The following is a 17227-nucleotide window of genomic DNA, read 5'->3' as shown; positions in this document are numbered from 1 at the left end:
TAAAAAGTAAAATCAGTGGGAAGCAATGAATTTGAGGAGTAATTATTTGATTATCGATATGGCGCAGGAAACCTACAAACATGAAGGTATTTTGGAACTTGAATCAGGGGAGAACTTACAAGGTTTTCAACTTGCCTACACCACACAAGGGCATTTGACAACAGAAAAAGACAATGTAGTCTGGGTAATCCATGCACTTACCGGTGATGCCAATGTAAACGATTGGTGGAATGGTCTTGTGGGAGAAGATAAGTTTTATGATCCTTCAAAACACTTCATTGTCTGCGCAAATCTTTTGGGGTCATGTTATGGATCAACAAGCCCCCTTTCTGAAAACCCAGCCACAGGTAAGCCATTTTACTATGATTTCCCCAATTTAACGCCCAGGGACCTGGCAAACAGCCTGGACCATTTGAGAAAGCATTTAGGTATATCAGAGATCAATACCCTGATCGGTGGATCTTTAGGAGGACAGGTTGCTTTAGAATGGGCTTATTTACTCCAAAAAAGGTTAAAAAACACCATCATATTGGCTTCCAATGCCAAAACTTCCCCTTGGACTATTGGATTTAATGAAACCCAAAGAATGTCCATTGAAGCTGACAGTACCTGGGGACAAAATCACCCTGATGCCGGAAAAAAAGGCTTGGAAGCGGCAAGGGCTATTGCGATGCTCTCCTATAGGCATCCTGAAGATTTTGCATTGAAACAATCGGACAAGGACGAAAAACTGGATAATTTTAGAATTTCATCATACCTAAGGTATCAGGGTCAAAAACTTGCAAACAGATTCAATGCCTTTTCCTATTGGGTATTGAGCAAAGCCATGGACAGCCACGATATTGGAAGAGGAAGAGGTGGAGCAAAGGCTGCGCTTTCCCAAATACCCTCAAAAGTTTTGGCTATTGGAGTGAACAAGGATCTCTTATTCTTGAAAGAAGAATCCCAGTTCATCGCCAAACATGTACAAAAAGGTTCTTACCATGAAATAAATTCATCCTATGGCCATGATGCATTTTTGATTGAATACGGACAATTGCAATATATCCTTCAGGGATTTTACCTTGAGGGGAACAGTTAATTAGTGATAAATTAAAACCTCCATTTATTTAATTTTGCCGTTGAAGTATCAAAATGCAAGTCTAAAAAAATCATTATGCAATCTTCAACAATACAATTGGACTGGAAGGAGGGTTTTTGTAGATTTTATAATGGAATTTACCCAAATCAAAGAAACCTGCTTATATATCTCAGACCTTGATTTAGCTGAAAACTTTTATCATGAAATTTTGGAAATGCCTGTGATTTCAAAAGTAAAGGGGCGGCATATTTTTTTCCGTTGCGGAAGTTCTGTTTTATTATGTTTTCTCCCTGAAGTCACAAAGGAAGAAAAAACGCTTCCTCCCCATTATGCTTTTGGGAAACAACACATTGCATTTGAAGTCGATAAGTCAGAGTATTTAAAAACCAAAACCAAGATCCTGAAAAAAGGCATTTTCATTACCCATGAACAGGAATGGAGATACAATCTGGAGAGTTTCTATTTTGAGGATCCATTTGGTCATATATTGGAGATTGTTCCAGCTGGGATTTGGGAATAAACCAATTTTATAACCAGTAATTATAATTCAATAAATAATTCTATTTGCATTTGACAGATTCACTGGCGTAATATCTTTCTTCATTGGCGAAAATCTGCTCATCTTCAATTTTTAAATTAATTCTGAGTGGCGCTAATTTTTTACCTTGGAAATTCAGAACCATAACAGCAATTTCACCTGAACCTTCAATCGACCAGCTTCCCTTCATATTACCTCTATATTGGGGGTTAACTTCTTTCATAATGCCCTTTTTTCTAACGTTTGCAGTGAAAGTACCGTTTTCACAAAGGTTGACCTGGGTTTGCTTTTGACCTTGTCTCATTTCGATGTAGGATATCATCAGTTTATTGGATAAAAATGCCTTCCAATCAAAATTTTCATAGGGTGAAGCATTGGATGGTTCTTCAAATTTTGCGGACTTCAATAAATCTATTGCAGTTTTATTGACCTCAAGAAAACTCTCTTCAGAGGAAATCGCCAAAACAGTAATACAATAACCATTATTCCCACACCGGGTAGCTGCAAAGCCTTTATAGTTGGGATTGACATAATTTCCTTCCGCCACTACCTCTGAACTCAATAAATCATCTTTGATCGAGGGAGAAATTGCCTTAAGCCGTACAGTTTCCGAAACGTTCTCTCCTTTTTTCCATTTTTCGGCCAATACATTCAGGTCAATTTTTTCCCTACCAAAAACAAATACCTCTCCAAATTGACCGGGAATAGAAGACATCAGCAGAAACACTTCACTTTCCCTTGGAAGATTACCCATCCAACCATTTGGTACAGATGCCTGAAACCCATATGTTGGTGCGTAAAGACTTTCTCCTTCTTGATACAATTTACCAGGTTGAATCCTGGTCTTCGTGGTTTGAGAAAAAGTGAGCCCACCAGAAAAGCATATAAAAATCAGAAATAAAATAAATTTTTTAAACATAATGGGAAGGATTTTATGCTATTAATATACCAATAAATCAACCAAAAAATAAAAAAAGTCAAATACTAAATTTCTTTAAAACCTAAAGAAAACAATCCATTCAGTGTAATCAATAGCCAAATGAAGCAAGGAAAAAAATTAAAATCCGGTTAATAAAAAATCCTAATAAAGTAAAATCCAGTTACATTTATGACTTAATATTTTACCGACCACAACAAGAATTAAAGAAAATAATTACAAAAACTGCTTTTGTGGTTGAAAAACCTTTATGGATTGTTAAAATATGACAAAAGTCATGAAATTTCATAAAATAATCATTATTTTCATTATTGAATTTTATTGAATTTTTTCAATCTTCTAAAAAATGGATTTATAGGATTAAGGAATGGCGAATTTTAATAAGAAAGGATATCAAAAGTGGTTGGAATTGGGATATCAAATGTTTGCAGAGGAGGGGTTGGAAGGACTTCAGGTTGAAAGATTGTCCAGAATTTTACAAATGAACAAATCAGGATTTTATTATTACTTCGGTGATAGAGATACATTTGTCCAGGAAATTTGTGATTATCATAAAAGAATTATGGATCATTATTGCCAATGTATTCAAAAATGTAAAAATTTCGACCCTGAATTCATCACCCTATTATTTGAAAGCAAAAATATGATAATGGCCCATGTTCAATTAATGGAAATCAAAACCAAGGATAATTTTTTCTATAATATACATAAAGAGGGAAATAAGGAAGTTGATAGGTTGGTGTTACCCCTTTGGGCGGATTTTTTAGAAATACCAGATGATCAGGAAACTGCAAGCATATTTTGGGGTTTGGTAAGGGATGCTTTTTTCACAAGATTTGATCCATTTAGATATTCTTATGAATTCATTCAAAATATCGCATTTGAATCAAAGAGTATCTTTAAAAAGACTATCATTGAAAAATAAATTCCAGTTCTGGCTTTCCAGAACTGGAATACGGGTACTAAGCAACTCTTTTTGGTATGTCTTTAAAGCTTATTTTGATTTATGGGTAACAGGAAGTCTCATGAATATCTGTTTGACAGCCCTGGTAATATCTGTTTCAAAATTAGTAGTATAGGAAACCTCTTCTTCTGCCCACCCTCTCCAAATTAGCTTTTGGGATTTGGTATCATACATTTCTATAAAAAGAATACCCTCATTATAATTGCTTTGGACAATATTTCCACCTGCCACCGGAACGGAGCCACCTACATAATATCCTGGACCACCTACCCCAATTCCAACACTGACAGAAGGGGTCTGGCTGTAAGAAACCCTATCTTCAATTTTTGTATCGAACATAAATACTGCATCCGGATTTTGGGTATCTAAAACAAATCCCTTTTTACTTAGCTCCTCATTCGCGAGATCCAAAATCAACCTGGCATAAACTTTATTTCCTTTTTTGTTTTCCTCTGCAAAATAATCCAAATTGGCCCAGGCATAGGTCTTATATTCTTTCAATTTGACACTCTTATCTTTATAAGAATAGGTTTGCATCATCGTAGAACAAGACAATAGAAATGATGTAACAACCAGCATGATTGCCAGGTTTTTTAAGGGTCGATTTACCATAAGGATTATTTTAGTGAATAAAAAACTGAGGATAGCCGAAAATCAGCAATCCTCAGTAAATTGATTTAAGCAGATTTATAATTATTTACCCATAAAAACATATCCAATATTAAAGGCCAAATAGGATTGATCTCCATTAAAATCCCCTGCTTGTAGGCCATAGAAGTATTTAAGAGATAGGTTTAATCCTGCATAATAATTGATGGAATACTTTATCCCTACCTCTGGTTGAAAGGCAAATGACCAAGCATCTCTCTCCAATCTATAAATTCCCATATCAGTAGTCCTATTGGTATATAAAGTTCCCAATCCTAAACCTACAAAAGGATTCAAATCCTCACCAGGCTTTATGTAGTAGTCAGCGGCAACCAATAAGGGGAAATTATTACTATACCTCCATTGTTTTCCGGTCAAAGACCTGTTGTCAATAGTATAAGTAGCTGAACCTTTCTCTTCATAAAATACATTCCAACCCACGGTAAATCCCACACCGATATTAGGCTGAACAAGTTTCCTATAATCATAGGTCACTCCTCTCCAGCTGGTTTTGGAAATAAAATCTCCTAAATCCGAAGTAGGTATGCCTACCGAATAAGAAAAGGTAGAATAACTTTGAGCGGTCGCTGAACTTACAGCTACAAATAGAAGAAACGAAGTAATATATATTAACTTTTTCATAGCTATTTCATTAATTAACTTTTAAATAGGGGGATTGCTGAAATGCCTGGTCAATGGCATCAGTAACCCTATTAACATTTCCAGCACCTGATAACAAGCCATTGCCTACCATAATCCAGGAAGTTTGGGATTTATTGATCGGACTGTCAATATTCGGGTCTGCCAAAGTTATTATCATTGAACCCGTAGTTACGCTGCTAACTGTATAGTATGGCGGATAATACCAACCCCATCCGGGATAATAACCTCCCCACCACCAATCATACCAATAACTGTAAAAGAAAGTGGTGGTAGAAATGGCCGCAGGTGACAATAAGATGTCAGGGCTTTGGTTTATTCCAACTTTTGACCAACCATAGGCGGCCATATTTCTATCTATCGCTTCCAAAATCGGAATGGCATACACGTCTTTCATGTAAATCAAAGTTGTATCACCATTGTCAATTTTTACATCTTTTACAATTTGGTCTGGTCTGGCATAAGTCCTACCTTCCTGGAAGTTATACTCCACATCATAAGAGGTATACACAATATCCATATCCTCATAATACTCCGGGCCTCCAGGATAACAACCCCAGATAAAAAGGCCCAAAAGAACCGGGATAATTAAATTTTTTAGCTGCTTTTTCATCACTTTTTATTTTACTTTTTAGAAGAAAATGAGCATCAATAAACAGGGAGAGTTTAAATGCTTCCACCTTACAAACTGATTCAATTTCAATTCAAAAGTAAAGAAATGCTCAGGTCAGAAAAAGGACGCTATCGTCTATAAATAAACCCTTAACCAAATAAGTTAGTCCATAAAAAATGTCAATAATAAAAAAATTGAGTATTTTACTCCAACTTTATATCCAGAATCCAACAAGAAAAGTCGTGCGGTAACACGACTTTATCATATTCATTTGATACATGTTCTGACTACTCCGCCCTAGTCCATTCTACTGTCCTTCCAATCAATGAAACCCCTACATAACCTCTAACTTCCAGGGTTTTTTCATTTTTCTTTTTGATGATGCAAGAGTAGGTTTTTCCGTTTTTTGGATCATAAATAGTCCCATTTTCCCAAGAACCTCCTTTATATTCAAAATCATTTAAAAGCTTCATCCCCATAATTGGACGCTGCCTTTTTCCAGTATCTGAATTGTTTTTATCAACTTTAGGCTTACCGTTTTCAGTTGGATCCTGCAACCAGACAATCTTCCCAAAGAATTTCCCTCCTTCCTTAAAAATTTCTACTTGGGCATCCTTTTCTGTATTGTACCACTTTCCGATAATTGCCTCAGAGTTTTGGGCAAATGAATTTGATAGCAATCCAACAAAAACCATCATTGTTAAAATTTTCTTAAAATCCACCATCTTCTTTTTCGAATTTGTTTTTAATAAACCGATAATAATATATTTAGGAATCAAAAATAAGACGAATTGTTTTTTGGCTAGGTTTAAATACAATAAAAATAAATCTATTTATTAGAAAAAATTTTCATGCAGGAATTGACAATAAAGGGGGCTTATATTTTTGATTGGGAGGGAGTCCAAATTCATCTGCTACCACAAAAAGCCATATATCTTCCGGATTACAAAGCTTTATTAATTGCGGACCCTCATTTTGGTAAAGCGGCACATTTCAGAAAGTCAGGAATACCCGTCCCAGAGAATGTTCACTTTACTGATTATCTTAAAATTCAAAAACTTTTTCAATTTCATCCCCTTGAAGAAGTTTTTTTCCTTGGAGACTTATTTCATAGTGATTGGAACAATTCCTGGAATGAACTGGAATTATTCCTATCACAATTTCAAGATATTCAATTTCACCTGATAAAGGGCAACCATGATATACTGGAAGAACCCTCCTATCGTTCAGATTTATGGAAAATTCACCATGAGACCTTTGAAATGGGTCCTTTTATCCTTTCACATGAACCGATGGAAAACGTAAAAAATGGCATGCTGAATATCTGTGGTCACATTCATCCAGGCATATCTCTTTATGGACTAGGCAGGCAGAATATAAGTTTGCCATGTTTCTTCGTAAGGCAACAATCAATCATAATGCCCGCCTTTGGCAGGTTCACAGGCTTGGCCATCATGCAATGTGGGATTAGCGAAAATGCTTTTGTGGTTACTGACAAAAAAGTTATTCCTGTCAATTTCACTGCTTAAGGTTGGTTTAATTCATCAAGCTGTTTAATTTTGAACGAATTCAAAAAGACCATGAAGACAAATCCAAGAAAAAAAACGAAACTGGGACGGTTTAAATTTATCTCTGTCTTGTTCAGTACGACACTTTCCCTATTTATCGTAGGCCTTTTTGGAGTGATTGTCATTCAAGCCAAATCACTGACCAGTATAATCCGGGAAAATATAGAAATCCAGATTTTTTTGAATAAAAACTTATCCGAAGAAGTAAAATCCAGGCTTCAATCCTCCCTGGAATCCAAACCCTATGTTCTAAAAAAAGAGGGGCAATCAGGATTGAAATTTATTTCTCAGGATGAAGCTGCCCAGACTTTTTTAGAAGATACCGGCGAAGATTTCAAAAGCTTCTTAACTGAAAACCCATTGAGGGATAGTTATACTTTGGCCATAGCGGAAGAATTCCAGACCGCAGATAAAATAAAAGAAATAGTGGAAGAGATCCGGACCATGGATGGTGTTTTTGAAGTGACATACATGGCTGACCTTGTAGAGTCCATCAATCAGAATCTTACCAAAGTTGCATTGGTTTTAGGGGGATTTATACTCATTTTAATAATTACGGTGGTCATGTTGATCAACAATACCATCAAATTGGCTTTGTTCTCACAGCGATTTCTTATTAGAAGTATGCAGTTGGTGGGAGCCACGAGAGGTTTTATCAAAAAACCTTTCCTGGTACGCGCCTTTTTCTTCGGAATCTTAGCTGGATTGATAGCTTCTGGACTACTTTTTGTAATTATTGAATACACTAAAGCCAATATTGACGGATTTGCGTTATTACAAAACTATATGCTTCTCTATTATTTGTTTGCAGGATTGGTAGTTATAGGAGGATTGTTATCCTTATTCAGCACCATGCAGGCTGTCAACAAATATTTAAACATGTCTTTAGACGAACTTTATTAAAAAAATGGCAAATAACAACTTTCCTTTTTCACGTGAGAATTACAGATTAATGCTGATAGGAATCGGCATCATTATATTAGGGTTTATCATCATTGGTCTGGATAAAGAGCCCCATGGCTTTGGGTTTTTAGGGCTGACACTTGGACCTATCGTAACATTGGCAGGTTTTATTTTCCAATTTTACGCGATTTTTAAAAAACCCGAATCCAAGTAATTAATGGAAATCATTGATGCAATCATCTTGGGCATAGTCCAGGGTTTAACAGAGTTTCTTCCGGTATCATCCAGTGGACATCTTGAATTAGGTTCCGTGATCCTGGGCAATGGAAAGATTCCTGAGGAAAGTTTATTATTTACAGTCGTACTTCATTTTGCAACTGCATTGGCCACTATTTTGGTCTTTCGAAAAGATATTGCCGAAATATTGGAAGGCTTACTGAAATTCAAATGGAATGAGGAATCCCAATTTACTGTAAAAATCATCCTATCCATGATTCCGGCTGTGATCGTCGGATTATTTTTTGAGGAACAATTGGAACAGTTTTTTGGGGGAAAGGTGGTCTTCGTCGGCTTCATGTTATTGGTAACAGCTCTTTTATTGTTCTTGGCAGATAAAGCCAAAAATACTGAAAAAGGAGTTTCTTTTCCCAATTCAATCATAATAGGATTGACCCAGGCGGTGGCTATGTTACCTGGAATCTCAAGATCCGGAGCTACTATTTCAACCTCTGTTTTATTGGGAATTGATAAAAATAAAGCAGCTAGATTTTCATTTCTGATGGTAGTCCCTTTGATTTTGGGGAAAATCGCGAAAGATATCCTGGATGGTGCTTTAACTTACCAATCCGAGAGTTTTGGATATATATCTGCTGGCTTTGTTGCTGCATTTATTTCCGGTTATTTCGCATGTACTTGGATGATCGCCTTAGTCAGGAAAAGTAAGTTGCGCTATTTTGCCATCTATTGTACCATCGTAGGGCTGATTGCTATTATTTCGGGTTTATATTTGTAGGATGCAGGAAAAAGAGCCTTACGGAGAAGTTTTTCTTATCAACAAACCCTATGAATGGACTTCTTTTGATGTTGTAAAAAAAGTCAGAAATACACTGAAAATCAAAAAAGTAGGACATGCCGGGACTTTGGATCCCCTGGCAACGGGCCTATTGATTGTTTGTGCCGGTAAAAAGACCAAATCCATAGAATCCTATATGGCCCAGGAAAAAGAGTATGTAGGTACTTTTATCCTAGGAAAAACAACAGAAAGTTTTGATCTGGAAAAGGAAGTAAAAGATGTTGCAGACCCAGGCCATATAACTTTGGAGCAGGTAAAAAAGGCTGCCGGGCAATTGACTGGTGATATCCTGCAGATCCCCCCTATGCATTCTGCGATCAAAGTGGGAGGAAAGAGGGTTTATGAGGCAGCAAGAAAAGGACAAGAAGTTCAAATGGAGGCAAGACCTGTGACTGTGACTGAATTTGACATAACCCGCTTCGATAATCCTGAAGTTGAATTCAGGATCGTTTGCTCCAAAGGCACTTACATCCGTAGTCTTGCCAGGGATTTGGGTGAAATTCTGGGTGTTGGTGCTTATATGTCCTCGCTTACCCGGACAAGAATTGGAAAATTCAAATTGGAAGAAGCTGAAGAATTGGCTAATTTGATAGAAAAAATCAAAAATAGACCCGATGAGAATCTATGAAGGATTAGAACAATTTGGTCCTGTAAAAAACCCTGTTGTCACGATAGGAACCTTTGATGGGGTACATTTAGGACATCAAAAAATACTCAAAAGAATCCGGAGAATCGCTGATGAAATCAATGGGGAAACAGTGCTTATTACCTTTTGGCCACATCCAAGACTGGTACTTTATCCTGACGAACATAACCTGAGACTATTAAGTACTTTTGAGGAAAAAACAAGGCTATTGAGAACATTTGGAATAGATCATTTGATCACAATCCCATTTACCAAAGAATTCTCCGAACTCACCTCTGAAGAGTTTATTCAGAAAATCCTAATTGATACCATCAATACCCAAAAATTAGTAATTGGGTATGATCATAGGTTTGGAAAAAACAGAGAGGGAAGTTTTGAATACCTTAAAGCAAACATTGACCATTATAGTTTTGAACTGGAAGAAATTTCAAGGGAAGACGTGGACAATGTGGGTATTTCAAGCACCAAAATCAGATTGGCTTTGGAAGAAGGAAAAGTTGAAACTGCAAATGAATATCTGGGCAGGGATTATGAGCTGAACGGTATCATTATCAAAGGACAGCAATTGGGGCGTTCTATCGGTTTTCCAACAGCCAATATACATATTACGCATGATTATAAGCTGATCCCCTGCGATGGTGCATATGCAGTGCTCGTCTACATTGAAGGCAATAGTTATGGGGGAATGCTCAACATTGGCATGCGTCCTACCGTTAATGGGAATAGCCAGACGATTGAAGTTCATTTATTCGATTTTGAAGGCGACTTATATGATAAAAGAGTGTGTGTGAAATTAAAGTCTTACCTACGCCCTGAAATCAAATTTTCAGGTTTGGAGGCTTTGCAAAAGCAATTGAATAAAGACAAAGAAGACGCTCAGCGTGTCTTACAATTATATTAAACCCAAAAAGACTTTTATATGATCAACAAAACTGTGGAAAATGCCCACGCGGCAGTGAGTGATGTTTTTTCAAATGCTGTATTGATGTTTGGTGGATTTGGTCTAAGTGGAATTCCTGAAAATTGTATAAAAGCATTATTGGAAAAAGATCTGAGCGGGCTGACCTGTATATCCAATAATGCTGGGGTAGATGATTTTGGAATTGGACTGATGCTTAAGAAAAGGATGGTCAAAAAAATGATCTCCTCCTATGTAGGTGAAAATGCGGAATTTGAAAGACAGCTTTTGTCAGGGGAATTAGAGGTAGAATTAACCCCACAGGGCACTTTAGCGGAAAGAATCCGGGCTGGTGGTGCAGGTATTCCTGCATTCTTTACACCCGCAGGTGTTGGGACTGAGGTGGCAGAAGGAAAAGAAATACGGGAATTTGATGGAAAACTTTACCTGATGGAAAGATGGCTGAAGGCTGACTTTGCTTTTATAAAAGCATGGAAAGGAGATACTGCGGGCAACTTAATCTACAAGGGTACTGCAAGAAATTTCAACCCAATGATGGCAGCTGCCGGGAAAATAACCATTGCAGAAGTGGAGGAATTAGTACCTGCCGGAGAACTTGACCCCAACCAAATCCATACACCTGGTATCTATGTACAGCGAATTTTTCAAGGTGTCAATTACGAAAAGAGGATTGAACATAGAACAGTTCTGGAAGAGAAAAGGTGAAAGTGAAAAGCAAAAGGGATCTGGTGAAAGGGTCAAACCTGATGGATATTTTCCCTGTACCAAGAACCATGTACAAAGTACCAAGTAATGAATTCCAAGAATAGGTGCACTAAGTTTTTTCATTCTGAAAAAACCGTTCTAACCACAACTTAAATGCTAACATATACTAACAAGAGTTATGCTAAACAAGAACCAAATAGCCCAAAGAATAGCCAAAGAAGTAAAAAATGGTCAGTACATTAATTTAGGTATAGGTATTCCAACTTTAGTGGCCAATTATATTCCGGACAATATCGAAGTAGTTCTTCAGTCAGAAAATGGATTGTTGGGCATAGGCCCCTTCCCTACCGAAGACAAAATCGATCCGGATCTGATCAATGCGGGAAAGCAAACCATTACCATGGTGAAAGGTTCTGCATTATTCAGTTCTGCTGAATCCTTTGCAATGATCCGCGGTGGACATGTGCACCTGACTATACTTGGAGCAATGGAAGTATCTGAAAACGGGGATATAGCCAACTGGAAAATTCCCGGAAAAATGGTCAAAGGTATGGGTGGTGCCATGGACTTGGTAGCTTCTGCTGAAAACATCATTGTGGCCATGCAGCATTGCAGTAAAGAAGGACAGTCAAAATTATTAAAGGAATGTACTCTCCCTATCACAGGGAAAAGGTGTGTTAAAAAAATTGTAACCGATCTTGCTGTATTGGATGTGTTGCCGGAAGGAGGTTTCAAATTATTGGAAAGGGCACCAGGGGTAAGCGTGAAAGAGATTCAGTCCAAAACGGAAGGAAAATTGGTGGTAGATGGGGAAATCCCGGAAATGTTTTTTTGAGTTTGAGATTCATACTATGACGCATTTTTATAGTATGAATCTTTAATTGGTCTTGGATTAACTTTTTTTAGATTCTAAATTTTCATTCTTATGATTTTTCAGATTTGTTTTAAAAAATAAAGTTAAATTAATCTCATGTTTCTGAGACTTTACATCATAGCCTTCTTGATATTCTTTGCAATGGATCTACTATGGCTTGGATTGGTAGCCAAAAACTTCTACCAAAGCCAAATAGGATTTCTGATGAAAGAAAATGTAAATTGGGCAGCAGCCATCATTTTTTACCTTTTATTTTTGGTAGGACTGGTTTTGTTTGTTGTTGAGCCGGCTGTTTTCAAGAAAGAGTGGAAACATGCACTGGGATATGGAGCATTATTTGGTTTGATCACATACGCAACCTATGACTTAACCAATCTGGCGACACTTAAGGACTGGCCCATCAGAATGGTGATAGTGGATATGATTTGGGGAACATTCCTTGCGGCTACAGTTTCTGTTTTCACTTATTTAATCTACATGAAGTGGCTTGGGTAAACCCCTATCTGGATCTTGCATGCCTTTTGTTTATTTATATGGTATGCTGGTTTCTAATTGCTGTTTTCAAAAAAAGAAATGATGTAGCTGATATAGCTTGGGGTTTGGGATTTGTTTTCCTGGCATGGATTTCCTTTTCTTTAGGTAATAAAAATCCAAGGTCCATTTTGGTGAATTCCCTTGTGACCATTTGGGGCCTTCGTTTAGCTTGGCACATTTTTAACAGGAACAAAGGGAAAAAAGAGGATTTTAGGTATTTGGAATGGAGAAAAACCTGGAAGTATTTTTACCTTCGGTCTTTTTTTCAGGTTTTTATGCTCCAGGGATTTTTTCTCTACATCATTGCTTTCCCTGTTTTGTATATTAACATTTCTCCCCCTAATTCTTTATCTGGGTGGGACTCCCTGGCTGTCATGATCTGGCTATTTGGGTTTGTTTTTGAATCCCTTGGAGATTACCAACTTCAGCAGTTCAAAAATAACCCTAATAATAAAGGGAAGATCATTCAAACAGGCTTATGGAAATTTAGCCGCCATCCAAATTATTTTGGAGATGCAGTACAGTGGTGGGGAATTTTTATTTTGGCATTACCCTTAGCTGGAGGATGGATAACAATCATTGGACCAATTATGATCACCTATCTATTGAGGTACGTATCTGGTGTACCCATGTTGGAGAGAAAATATTTGGGCAATCCAGAGTTTGAAAAATACAAGCAAAAAACCAGTGTCTTTTTTCCGCTTCCTCCTAAAAAATAATAAGGGTTAGAGATTTTAAATGCAAAAAGCCAGGTTAAATACCTGGCTTTCAATAGTTACTCTTATTGGTTTTCACTTACCCACTGATAAGCATTGACAAAGGCCTCAATCCAAGGACTGACTTCTTCATTTTGCCTTTCAGAGGGGTAATAGGGCCAGTTCCAAGGTTTAAGAGACCTTTCAATATGTGGCATGATAGCCAGGTGCCTGCCATCAGCAGAAGCTATTCCTGCCACTGCATAATCTGATCCGTTAGGATTTCCAGGGTATGACTCATAGGAATAGGTCATTCCAATATGATACCTGTCTTTTGGTTGAGGCAACTGGAATTTTCCTTCACCATGTGCAATCCAAACGCCCAATCTTTGTCCAGCCATGCTTTTTAACATGACAGTTTGGTTTTCAGGTATGGTTACATTGACAAAGGCAGACTCAAACTTATGACTGGCATTATGAAGCATTTTTGGTTTTTCCTCATGTTCCGATGCCACAAGGCCCAACTCCACCATCAACTGACATCCATTACAGACACCAAGACTTAGGGTATCTTTCCTGGCATAGAAGTTATCCAGTGCCTGTTTGGCTTTTTCATTGTAGAGGAATGCACCGGCCCAACCTTTGGCTGAACCTAAAACATCTGAATTGGAGAATCCACCAACGAAAACTATCATCTGAACATCCTCAAGGTTTTCTCTTCCGGAAATCAGATCCGTCATGTGTACATCCTTCACATCAAATCCTGCCAACCACAAGGAATAAGCCATTTCACGGTCGCCATTCACCCCCTTTTCACGGATGATAGCTGCCCGTTTTCCAGAAAGTTCCTTTCTAAATGGGTTTAAACCAAAAGTATCAAAGCTACCTTCCCAATTCTCGCCAAAAGAATAAGCAAGCGGTTGGATTTTGTAATTGTTGAAACGTTCTAATGCCAATTTTTCTCCACTTTGCTTCCTGTCCAAAAGGTAGGAAGACCTAAACCAGGTATCTCTCAATTCAGCAACATCCATTCTAATTTGGCTATCCACAATTTCAATTTTCCCATCCAAAGTAACATCTGCAATAGAAATATAAGTAATACCATGATTTTCCAATACAGCCCGTGTCCTTTCGATATTGTTAACCTGAATCAATACACCTGGATTTTCGGCAAATAAGGCCTTTATTAAATCTTTCTCAGGGAGGCGATCAACTTTCAACTTCAATCCGGCTTTTGTAGATGGAAAACACATTTCCAATAAAGCAGTAATCAAGCCACCAGAGGAGATATCATGGCCTGCGAGGACTTCTCCTTTCTCAATCAATTTCTGAACTACCATAAAGGCAGTACTAAAGTATTGGCTATCTTTTACATCCGGGGTATCATTTCCCACAGTATTCAGCACCTGGGCCAGGCTTGAACCTCCCAACTTAGCGCTATCTTTTGAAAAATCTATGTAATATACCTTACTACCTTCAATGGGCTTCAGGTCAGGGGACACGGTCAATCCGGGTTCAGAACATTCGCCAACTGTGGATATGATCACCGTTCCTGGAGAATAAACCGTCTTTCCATCAGGATATTTTTGGGTCATGGATAAAGAATCCTTCCCTGTAGGAACATTAATACCGAGCTCAATGGCAAATTCAGAAATAGCCTCCACTGCGCGGTATAATCTGTCATTTTCACCTGGATTTTTTGCCGGCCACATCCAATTGGCACTAAGAGAAACGCCAGCCAATCCATCTGTAATTGGGGCCCAAACCAAATTAGTCAAAGCCTCAGCAATGGCTAGTCGGGAACCTGCTTCCGGATTGGCAAGGGCCGCTACCGGAGCATGGCCAATAGAGGTAGCAATTCCTTTCTGACCGGTAAAATCCAAAGCCATCACCGCAACATCATTGAGAGGAAGCTGTATCTCTCCAGTGGTCTGTTGTTTGGCCACCCGGCCTGTTACTGATCTGTCCACCTTATTGGTCAGCCAATCTTTACAGGCAACAGCCTCCAATTGCAATACATCTTTGATGTAGGAAATAATTTGTTCGGTTGAATATGAAGGTTCTGTAAAACTGGTTTTGATTGGAGTATCTTCCAAAATTGTCTTAGGGGAACTGCCAAACATGTATGCAAGGTCCCAATCCACTGGTTTCTCACCAGTTTGCATATTTTCAAACCTAAAGTGCATATCCCCTGTAGTTTCGCCCACTACATAAAATGGAGCTCTTTCCCTTTCAGCAATCTTCTGCAGGGTAGCTACATCTTTTTCTTTCACTACCAGGCCCATCCTTTCCTGGGATTCGTTGCCAATAATTTCCTTGGAAGAAAGCGTCGGGTCACCCACTGGGAGTTTATCCAAATGAATTGTTCCTCCTGTACTTTCCACCAATTCAGAAAGACAATTCAAGTGCCCACCTGCACCGTGGTCATGGATGGAAATGATAGGGTTTTCGTGGCTTTCAGCCATGGCCCTGATCACATTGGACACCCTCTTTTGCATTTCCGGATTGGAACGCTGGATGGCATTGAGTTCGATGGCATTGCTAAATTCCCCGGTGGCAACGGAAGAAACAGCACCTCCGCCCATACCTATACGGTAGTTATCCCCTCCCATCACAATGATTTTGTCCCCTTTTCCAGGATCATTCTTTTTGGCATATTCCTTCCTGGTAAAACCAATCCCTCCTGCCAACATAATCACTTTATCAAAACCATGGGATTTTCCATTTTCTTCATGCTCAAAAGTCAAAACAGAACCGCAAATCAATGGTTGTCCGAATTTATTTCCAAAATCACTGGCCCCATTTGAGGCTTTGATCAGAATATCCATCGGAGTCTGGTACAACCACTTTCTTTCGTTTAGGTTTTTTTCCCAGTTTCTTCCTTTTTCAGACCGTGTATAAGAAGTCATATACACGGCTGTACCTGCCAATGGAATAGAGGCAGTCCCCCCTGCCAACCTGTCCCTTATTTCTCCTCCGGAACCAGTAGCTGCACCATTGAAGGGTTCAACCGTTGTAGGGAAATTATGGGTTTCCGCTTTTAGTGAAATTACGGTATCTATTGTTTCAGGTTCAAAAAAATCTGCTTTATCCTGTGTTTTCGGTGCAAATTGCTGAATTCTTGGTCCTTCGATAAAGGCCACGTTGTCTTTGTAAGCAGATACAATTTTATTTGGATGCCTTTTAGATGTCTCTTTAATTAATTGAAATAAGGTTTTCTCTTTTTCTTCTCCATTTATTACAAAAGAGCCATTGAAGATTTTATGTCTGCAATGTTCAGAGTTGACCTGGCTAAAGCCAAAGACCTCTGAATCTGTCAAGGGTCTGCCCAATTGTCCGCTTACTTTTTCCAAATAATCGACTTCTTCCTCACTTAGCGCCAATCCTTCCTGTTGGTTGTAGGATTTAATATCCTTTACTTCCAGAATGGGTTCAGGTTGAAGGTGAATATCAAAGATATCCTGATCCAAATCCTCATACACTTTTTGCAACATGGGATCAAACTGATCACCTTCCTTTAATTGAAAATATTCCTCAATCCTCATTATTCCTGAAATACCCATGTTTAGGGTGATTTCGACTGCATTGGTTGACCAAGGAGTGATCATTTCCTTTCTTGGGCCAACAAATTTTCCTGCAACTTTGTCGGATTTAAGATTTTCAGCTCCGCCAAAGAGCCAAGTAAGTTTTTCTAAATCCTGTGGGGAAAAGGGGTATTTAGCCTGAACTGCATACACCAGGCTATTGGGGGATTGGAAAAAGAAGATCATGTGCTGTTTTTTGAAGCATTTTTAAGAAGTCACAAAGGTAGGGATTTGAAAGGAAAGGTAAAAGGAGGATTTTTCTGAGATTAATTCAAAATTCTCTGCT

The 17227-nt window shown here is 38.2% G+C and carries 19 protein-coding genes; 13 read left to right on the top strand and 6 right to left on the bottom strand.

The features are described 5' to 3' along the window. Positions 1-25 precede the first annotated feature (25 nt). The gene (locus ACFSKV_RS15405) at positions 26-1081 is read left to right on the top strand and encodes a homoserine O-acetyltransferase family protein (protein WP_380804664.1); all 1056 of its coding nucleotides are present in this window, start codon (positions 26-28) and stop codon (positions 1079-1081) included. 130 nt (positions 1082-1211) lie between these two features. Beyond that, on the top strand, positions 1212-1601 hold the full coding sequence (locus ACFSKV_RS15400; protein ID WP_380804662.1) for a VOC family protein: 390 nt from the start codon (positions 1212-1214) through the stop codon (positions 1599-1601). Positions 1602-1641: 40 nt separating this feature from the next. Here the strand turns inward: ACFSKV_RS15400 and ACFSKV_RS15395 are convergent, their stop codons facing one another. Then, entirely contained in the window at positions 1642-2538 is an 897-nt protein-coding gene (locus ACFSKV_RS15395) for a hypothetical protein (protein WP_380804659.1), read from the bottom strand. Positions 2539-2923: 385 nt separating this feature from the next. Here ACFSKV_RS15395 and ACFSKV_RS15390 point away from each other — a divergent pair, with 385 nt between their 5' ends. After that, a complete protein-coding gene (locus tag ACFSKV_RS15390; protein WP_380804656.1) occupies positions 2924-3481 on the top strand; it encodes a TetR/AcrR family transcriptional regulator in 558 nt (185 codons plus the stop codon). A 69-nt stretch (positions 3482-3550) separates the two neighbouring features. Here ACFSKV_RS15390 and ACFSKV_RS15385 read toward each other — a convergent pair whose 3' ends face one another. The 4 genes from ACFSKV_RS15385 to ACFSKV_RS15370 all read right to left on the bottom strand — a co-directional run bounded on the left by ACFSKV_RS15385 (position 3551) and on the right by ACFSKV_RS15370 (position 6139). Beyond that, positions 3551-4099: a DUF4136 domain-containing protein gene (locus ACFSKV_RS15385; RefSeq protein WP_380804653.1), complete on the bottom strand. Its 549-nt coding sequence runs from the start codon at positions 4097-4099 to the stop codon at positions 3551-3553. A 114-nt stretch (positions 4100-4213) separates the two neighbouring features. Further along, on the bottom strand, positions 4214-4810 hold the full coding sequence (locus tag ACFSKV_RS15380; protein ID WP_380804650.1) for an outer membrane beta-barrel protein: 597 nt from the start codon (positions 4808-4810) through the stop codon (positions 4214-4216). Positions 4811-4820: 10 nt separating this feature from the next. Beyond that, positions 4821-5441, bottom strand: coding sequence for a DUF4136 domain-containing protein (locus tag ACFSKV_RS15375; protein WP_380804648.1), 621 nt, complete (start codon positions 5439-5441; stop codon positions 4821-4823). Between the two features lie 287 nt (positions 5442-5728). Further along, complete coding sequence (locus ACFSKV_RS15370) at positions 5729-6139, bottom strand: DUF2147 domain-containing protein (protein WP_380804646.1); 411 nt, start codon at positions 6137-6139, stop codon at positions 5729-5731. A 153-nt stretch (positions 6140-6292) separates the two neighbouring features. On the opposite strand from ACFSKV_RS15370, the gene pdeM reads away from it, so the two are divergent. The 10 genes from pdeM to ACFSKV_RS15320 all read left to right on the top strand — a co-directional run bounded on the left by pdeM (position 6293) and on the right by ACFSKV_RS15320 (position 13381). Then, complete coding sequence (gene pdeM / locus ACFSKV_RS15365) at positions 6293-6970, top strand: ligase-associated DNA damage response endonuclease PdeM (RefSeq protein WP_380804643.1); 678 nt, start codon at positions 6293-6295, stop codon at positions 6968-6970. A 51-nt stretch (positions 6971-7021) separates the two neighbouring features. After that, on the top strand, positions 7022-7912 hold the full coding sequence (locus tag ACFSKV_RS15360) for a cell division protein FtsX (RefSeq protein WP_380804641.1): 891 nt from the start codon (positions 7022-7024) through the stop codon (positions 7910-7912). A gap of 4 nt (positions 7913-7916) precedes the next feature. Beyond that, positions 7917-8126, top strand: coding sequence for a DUF3098 domain-containing protein (locus ACFSKV_RS15355; protein ID WP_380804638.1), 210 nt, complete (start codon positions 7917-7919; stop codon positions 8124-8126). A 3-nt stretch (positions 8127-8129) separates the two neighbouring features. Further along, positions 8130-8924 carry an undecaprenyl-diphosphate phosphatase gene (locus tag ACFSKV_RS15350; protein WP_380804636.1) on the top strand — a complete coding sequence of 265 codons (795 nt, stop codon included), beginning with the start codon at positions 8130-8132 and terminating at the stop codon, positions 8922-8924. Between the two features lies 1 nt (position 8925). Further along, complete coding sequence (truB, locus tag ACFSKV_RS15345) at positions 8926-9612, top strand: tRNA pseudouridine(55) synthase TruB (RefSeq protein ID WP_380804633.1); 687 nt, start codon at positions 8926-8928, stop codon at positions 9610-9612. Next, complete coding sequence (locus ACFSKV_RS15340; RefSeq protein ID WP_380804631.1) at positions 9599-10531, top strand: bifunctional riboflavin kinase/FAD synthetase; 933 nt, start codon at positions 9599-9601, stop codon at positions 10529-10531. Before truB ends, ACFSKV_RS15340 begins: the two co-directional genes overlap by 14 nt. Before the next feature lie 18 nt (positions 10532-10549). Further along, a complete protein-coding gene (locus ACFSKV_RS15335) occupies positions 10550-11254 on the top strand; it encodes a CoA transferase subunit A (RefSeq protein WP_380804629.1) in 705 nt (234 codons plus the stop codon). 178 nt (positions 11255-11432) lie between these two features. Then, positions 11433-12089: a CoA transferase subunit B gene (locus ACFSKV_RS15330; RefSeq protein ID WP_380804627.1), complete on the top strand. Its 657-nt coding sequence runs from the start codon at positions 11433-11435 to the stop codon at positions 12087-12089. A 135-nt stretch (positions 12090-12224) separates the two neighbouring features. Further along, positions 12225-12623: a DUF2177 family protein gene (locus ACFSKV_RS15325; protein WP_380804624.1), complete on the top strand. Its 399-nt coding sequence runs from the start codon at positions 12225-12227 to the stop codon at positions 12621-12623. Beyond that, a complete protein-coding gene (locus tag ACFSKV_RS15320; RefSeq protein WP_380804622.1) occupies positions 12611-13381 on the top strand; it encodes a DUF1295 domain-containing protein in 771 nt (256 codons plus the stop codon). The genes ACFSKV_RS15325 and ACFSKV_RS15320 overlap by 13 nt, the downstream gene beginning before the upstream one ends. A 62-nt stretch (positions 13382-13443) precedes the next feature. Here the strand turns inward: ACFSKV_RS15320 and purL are convergent, their stop codons facing one another. Then, entirely contained in the window at positions 13444-17127 is a 3684-nt protein-coding gene (gene purL, locus ACFSKV_RS15315; RefSeq protein WP_380804619.1) for a phosphoribosylformylglycinamidine synthase, read from the bottom strand. Positions 17128-17227 lie beyond the last annotated feature (100 nt).

This window comes from Shivajiella indica (genome assembly GCF_042683085.1).
Classification (GTDB): Bacteria; Bacteroidota; Bacteroidia; order Cytophagales; family Cyclobacteriaceae; genus Shivajiella; species Shivajiella indica.
Note: the sequence above shows the minus strand (reverse complement) of the source record. Positions and strands in the feature narration are given on the sequence as shown.

What these genes read in the sequence shown, in the direction of transcription:
- ACFSKV_RS15390 (WP_380804656.1), top strand. Translation starts at nt 2,924, where the DNA reads ATGGCGAATTTTAATAAGAAAGGATATCAAAAGTGGTTGGAATTGGGA.
- ACFSKV_RS15370 (WP_380804646.1), bottom strand. Translation starts at nt 6,139, where the DNA reads ATGATGGTTTTTGTTGGATTGCTATCAAATTCATTTGCCCAAAACTCT.
- ACFSKV_RS15405 (WP_380804664.1), top strand. Translation starts at nt 26, where the DNA reads ATGAATTTGAGGAGTAATTATTTGATTATCGATATGGCGCAGGAAACC.
- ACFSKV_RS15330 (WP_380804627.1), top strand. Translation starts at nt 11,433, where the DNA reads ATGCTAAACAAGAACCAAATAGCCCAAAGAATAGCCAAAGAAGTAAAA.
- ACFSKV_RS15360 (WP_380804641.1), top strand. Translation starts at nt 7,022, where the DNA reads ATGAAGACAAATCCAAGAAAAAAAACGAAACTGGGACGGTTTAAATTT.
- ACFSKV_RS15380 (WP_380804650.1), bottom strand. Translation starts at nt 4,810, where the DNA reads ATGAAAAAGTTAATATATATTACTTCGTTTCTTCTATTTGTAGCTGTA.
- ACFSKV_RS15400 (WP_380804662.1), top strand. Translation starts at nt 1,212, where the DNA reads ATGGAATTTACCCAAATCAAAGAAACCTGCTTATATATCTCAGACCTT.
- truB (WP_380804633.1), top strand. Translation starts at nt 8,926, where the DNA reads ATGCAGGAAAAAGAGCCTTACGGAGAAGTTTTTCTTATCAACAAACCC.
- ACFSKV_RS15385 (WP_380804653.1), bottom strand. Translation starts at nt 4,099, where the DNA reads ATGCTGGTTGTTACATCATTTCTATTGTCTTGTTCTACGATGATGCAA.
- ACFSKV_RS15335 (WP_380804629.1), top strand. Translation starts at nt 10,550, where the DNA reads ATGATCAACAAAACTGTGGAAAATGCCCACGCGGCAGTGAGTGATGTT.
- purL (WP_380804619.1), bottom strand. Translation starts at nt 17,127, where the DNA reads ATGATCTTCTTTTTCCAATCCCCCAATAGCCTGGTGTATGCAGTTCAG.
- pdeM (WP_380804643.1), top strand. Translation starts at nt 6,293, where the DNA reads ATGCAGGAATTGACAATAAAGGGGGCTTATATTTTTGATTGGGAGGGA.
- ACFSKV_RS15350 (WP_380804636.1), top strand. Translation starts at nt 8,130, where the DNA reads ATGGAAATCATTGATGCAATCATCTTGGGCATAGTCCAGGGTTTAACA.
- ACFSKV_RS15355 (WP_380804638.1), top strand. Translation starts at nt 7,917, where the DNA reads ATGGCAAATAACAACTTTCCTTTTTCACGTGAGAATTACAGATTAATG.
- ACFSKV_RS15325 (WP_380804624.1), top strand. Translation starts at nt 12,225, where the DNA reads ATGTTTCTGAGACTTTACATCATAGCCTTCTTGATATTCTTTGCAATG.
- ACFSKV_RS15340 (WP_380804631.1), top strand. Translation starts at nt 9,599, where the DNA reads ATGAGAATCTATGAAGGATTAGAACAATTTGGTCCTGTAAAAAACCCT.
- ACFSKV_RS15375 (WP_380804648.1), bottom strand. Translation starts at nt 5,441, where the DNA reads ATGAAAAAGCAGCTAAAAAATTTAATTATCCCGGTTCTTTTGGGCCTT.
- ACFSKV_RS15395 (WP_380804659.1), bottom strand. Translation starts at nt 2,538, where the DNA reads ATGTTTAAAAAATTTATTTTATTTCTGATTTTTATATGCTTTTCTGGT.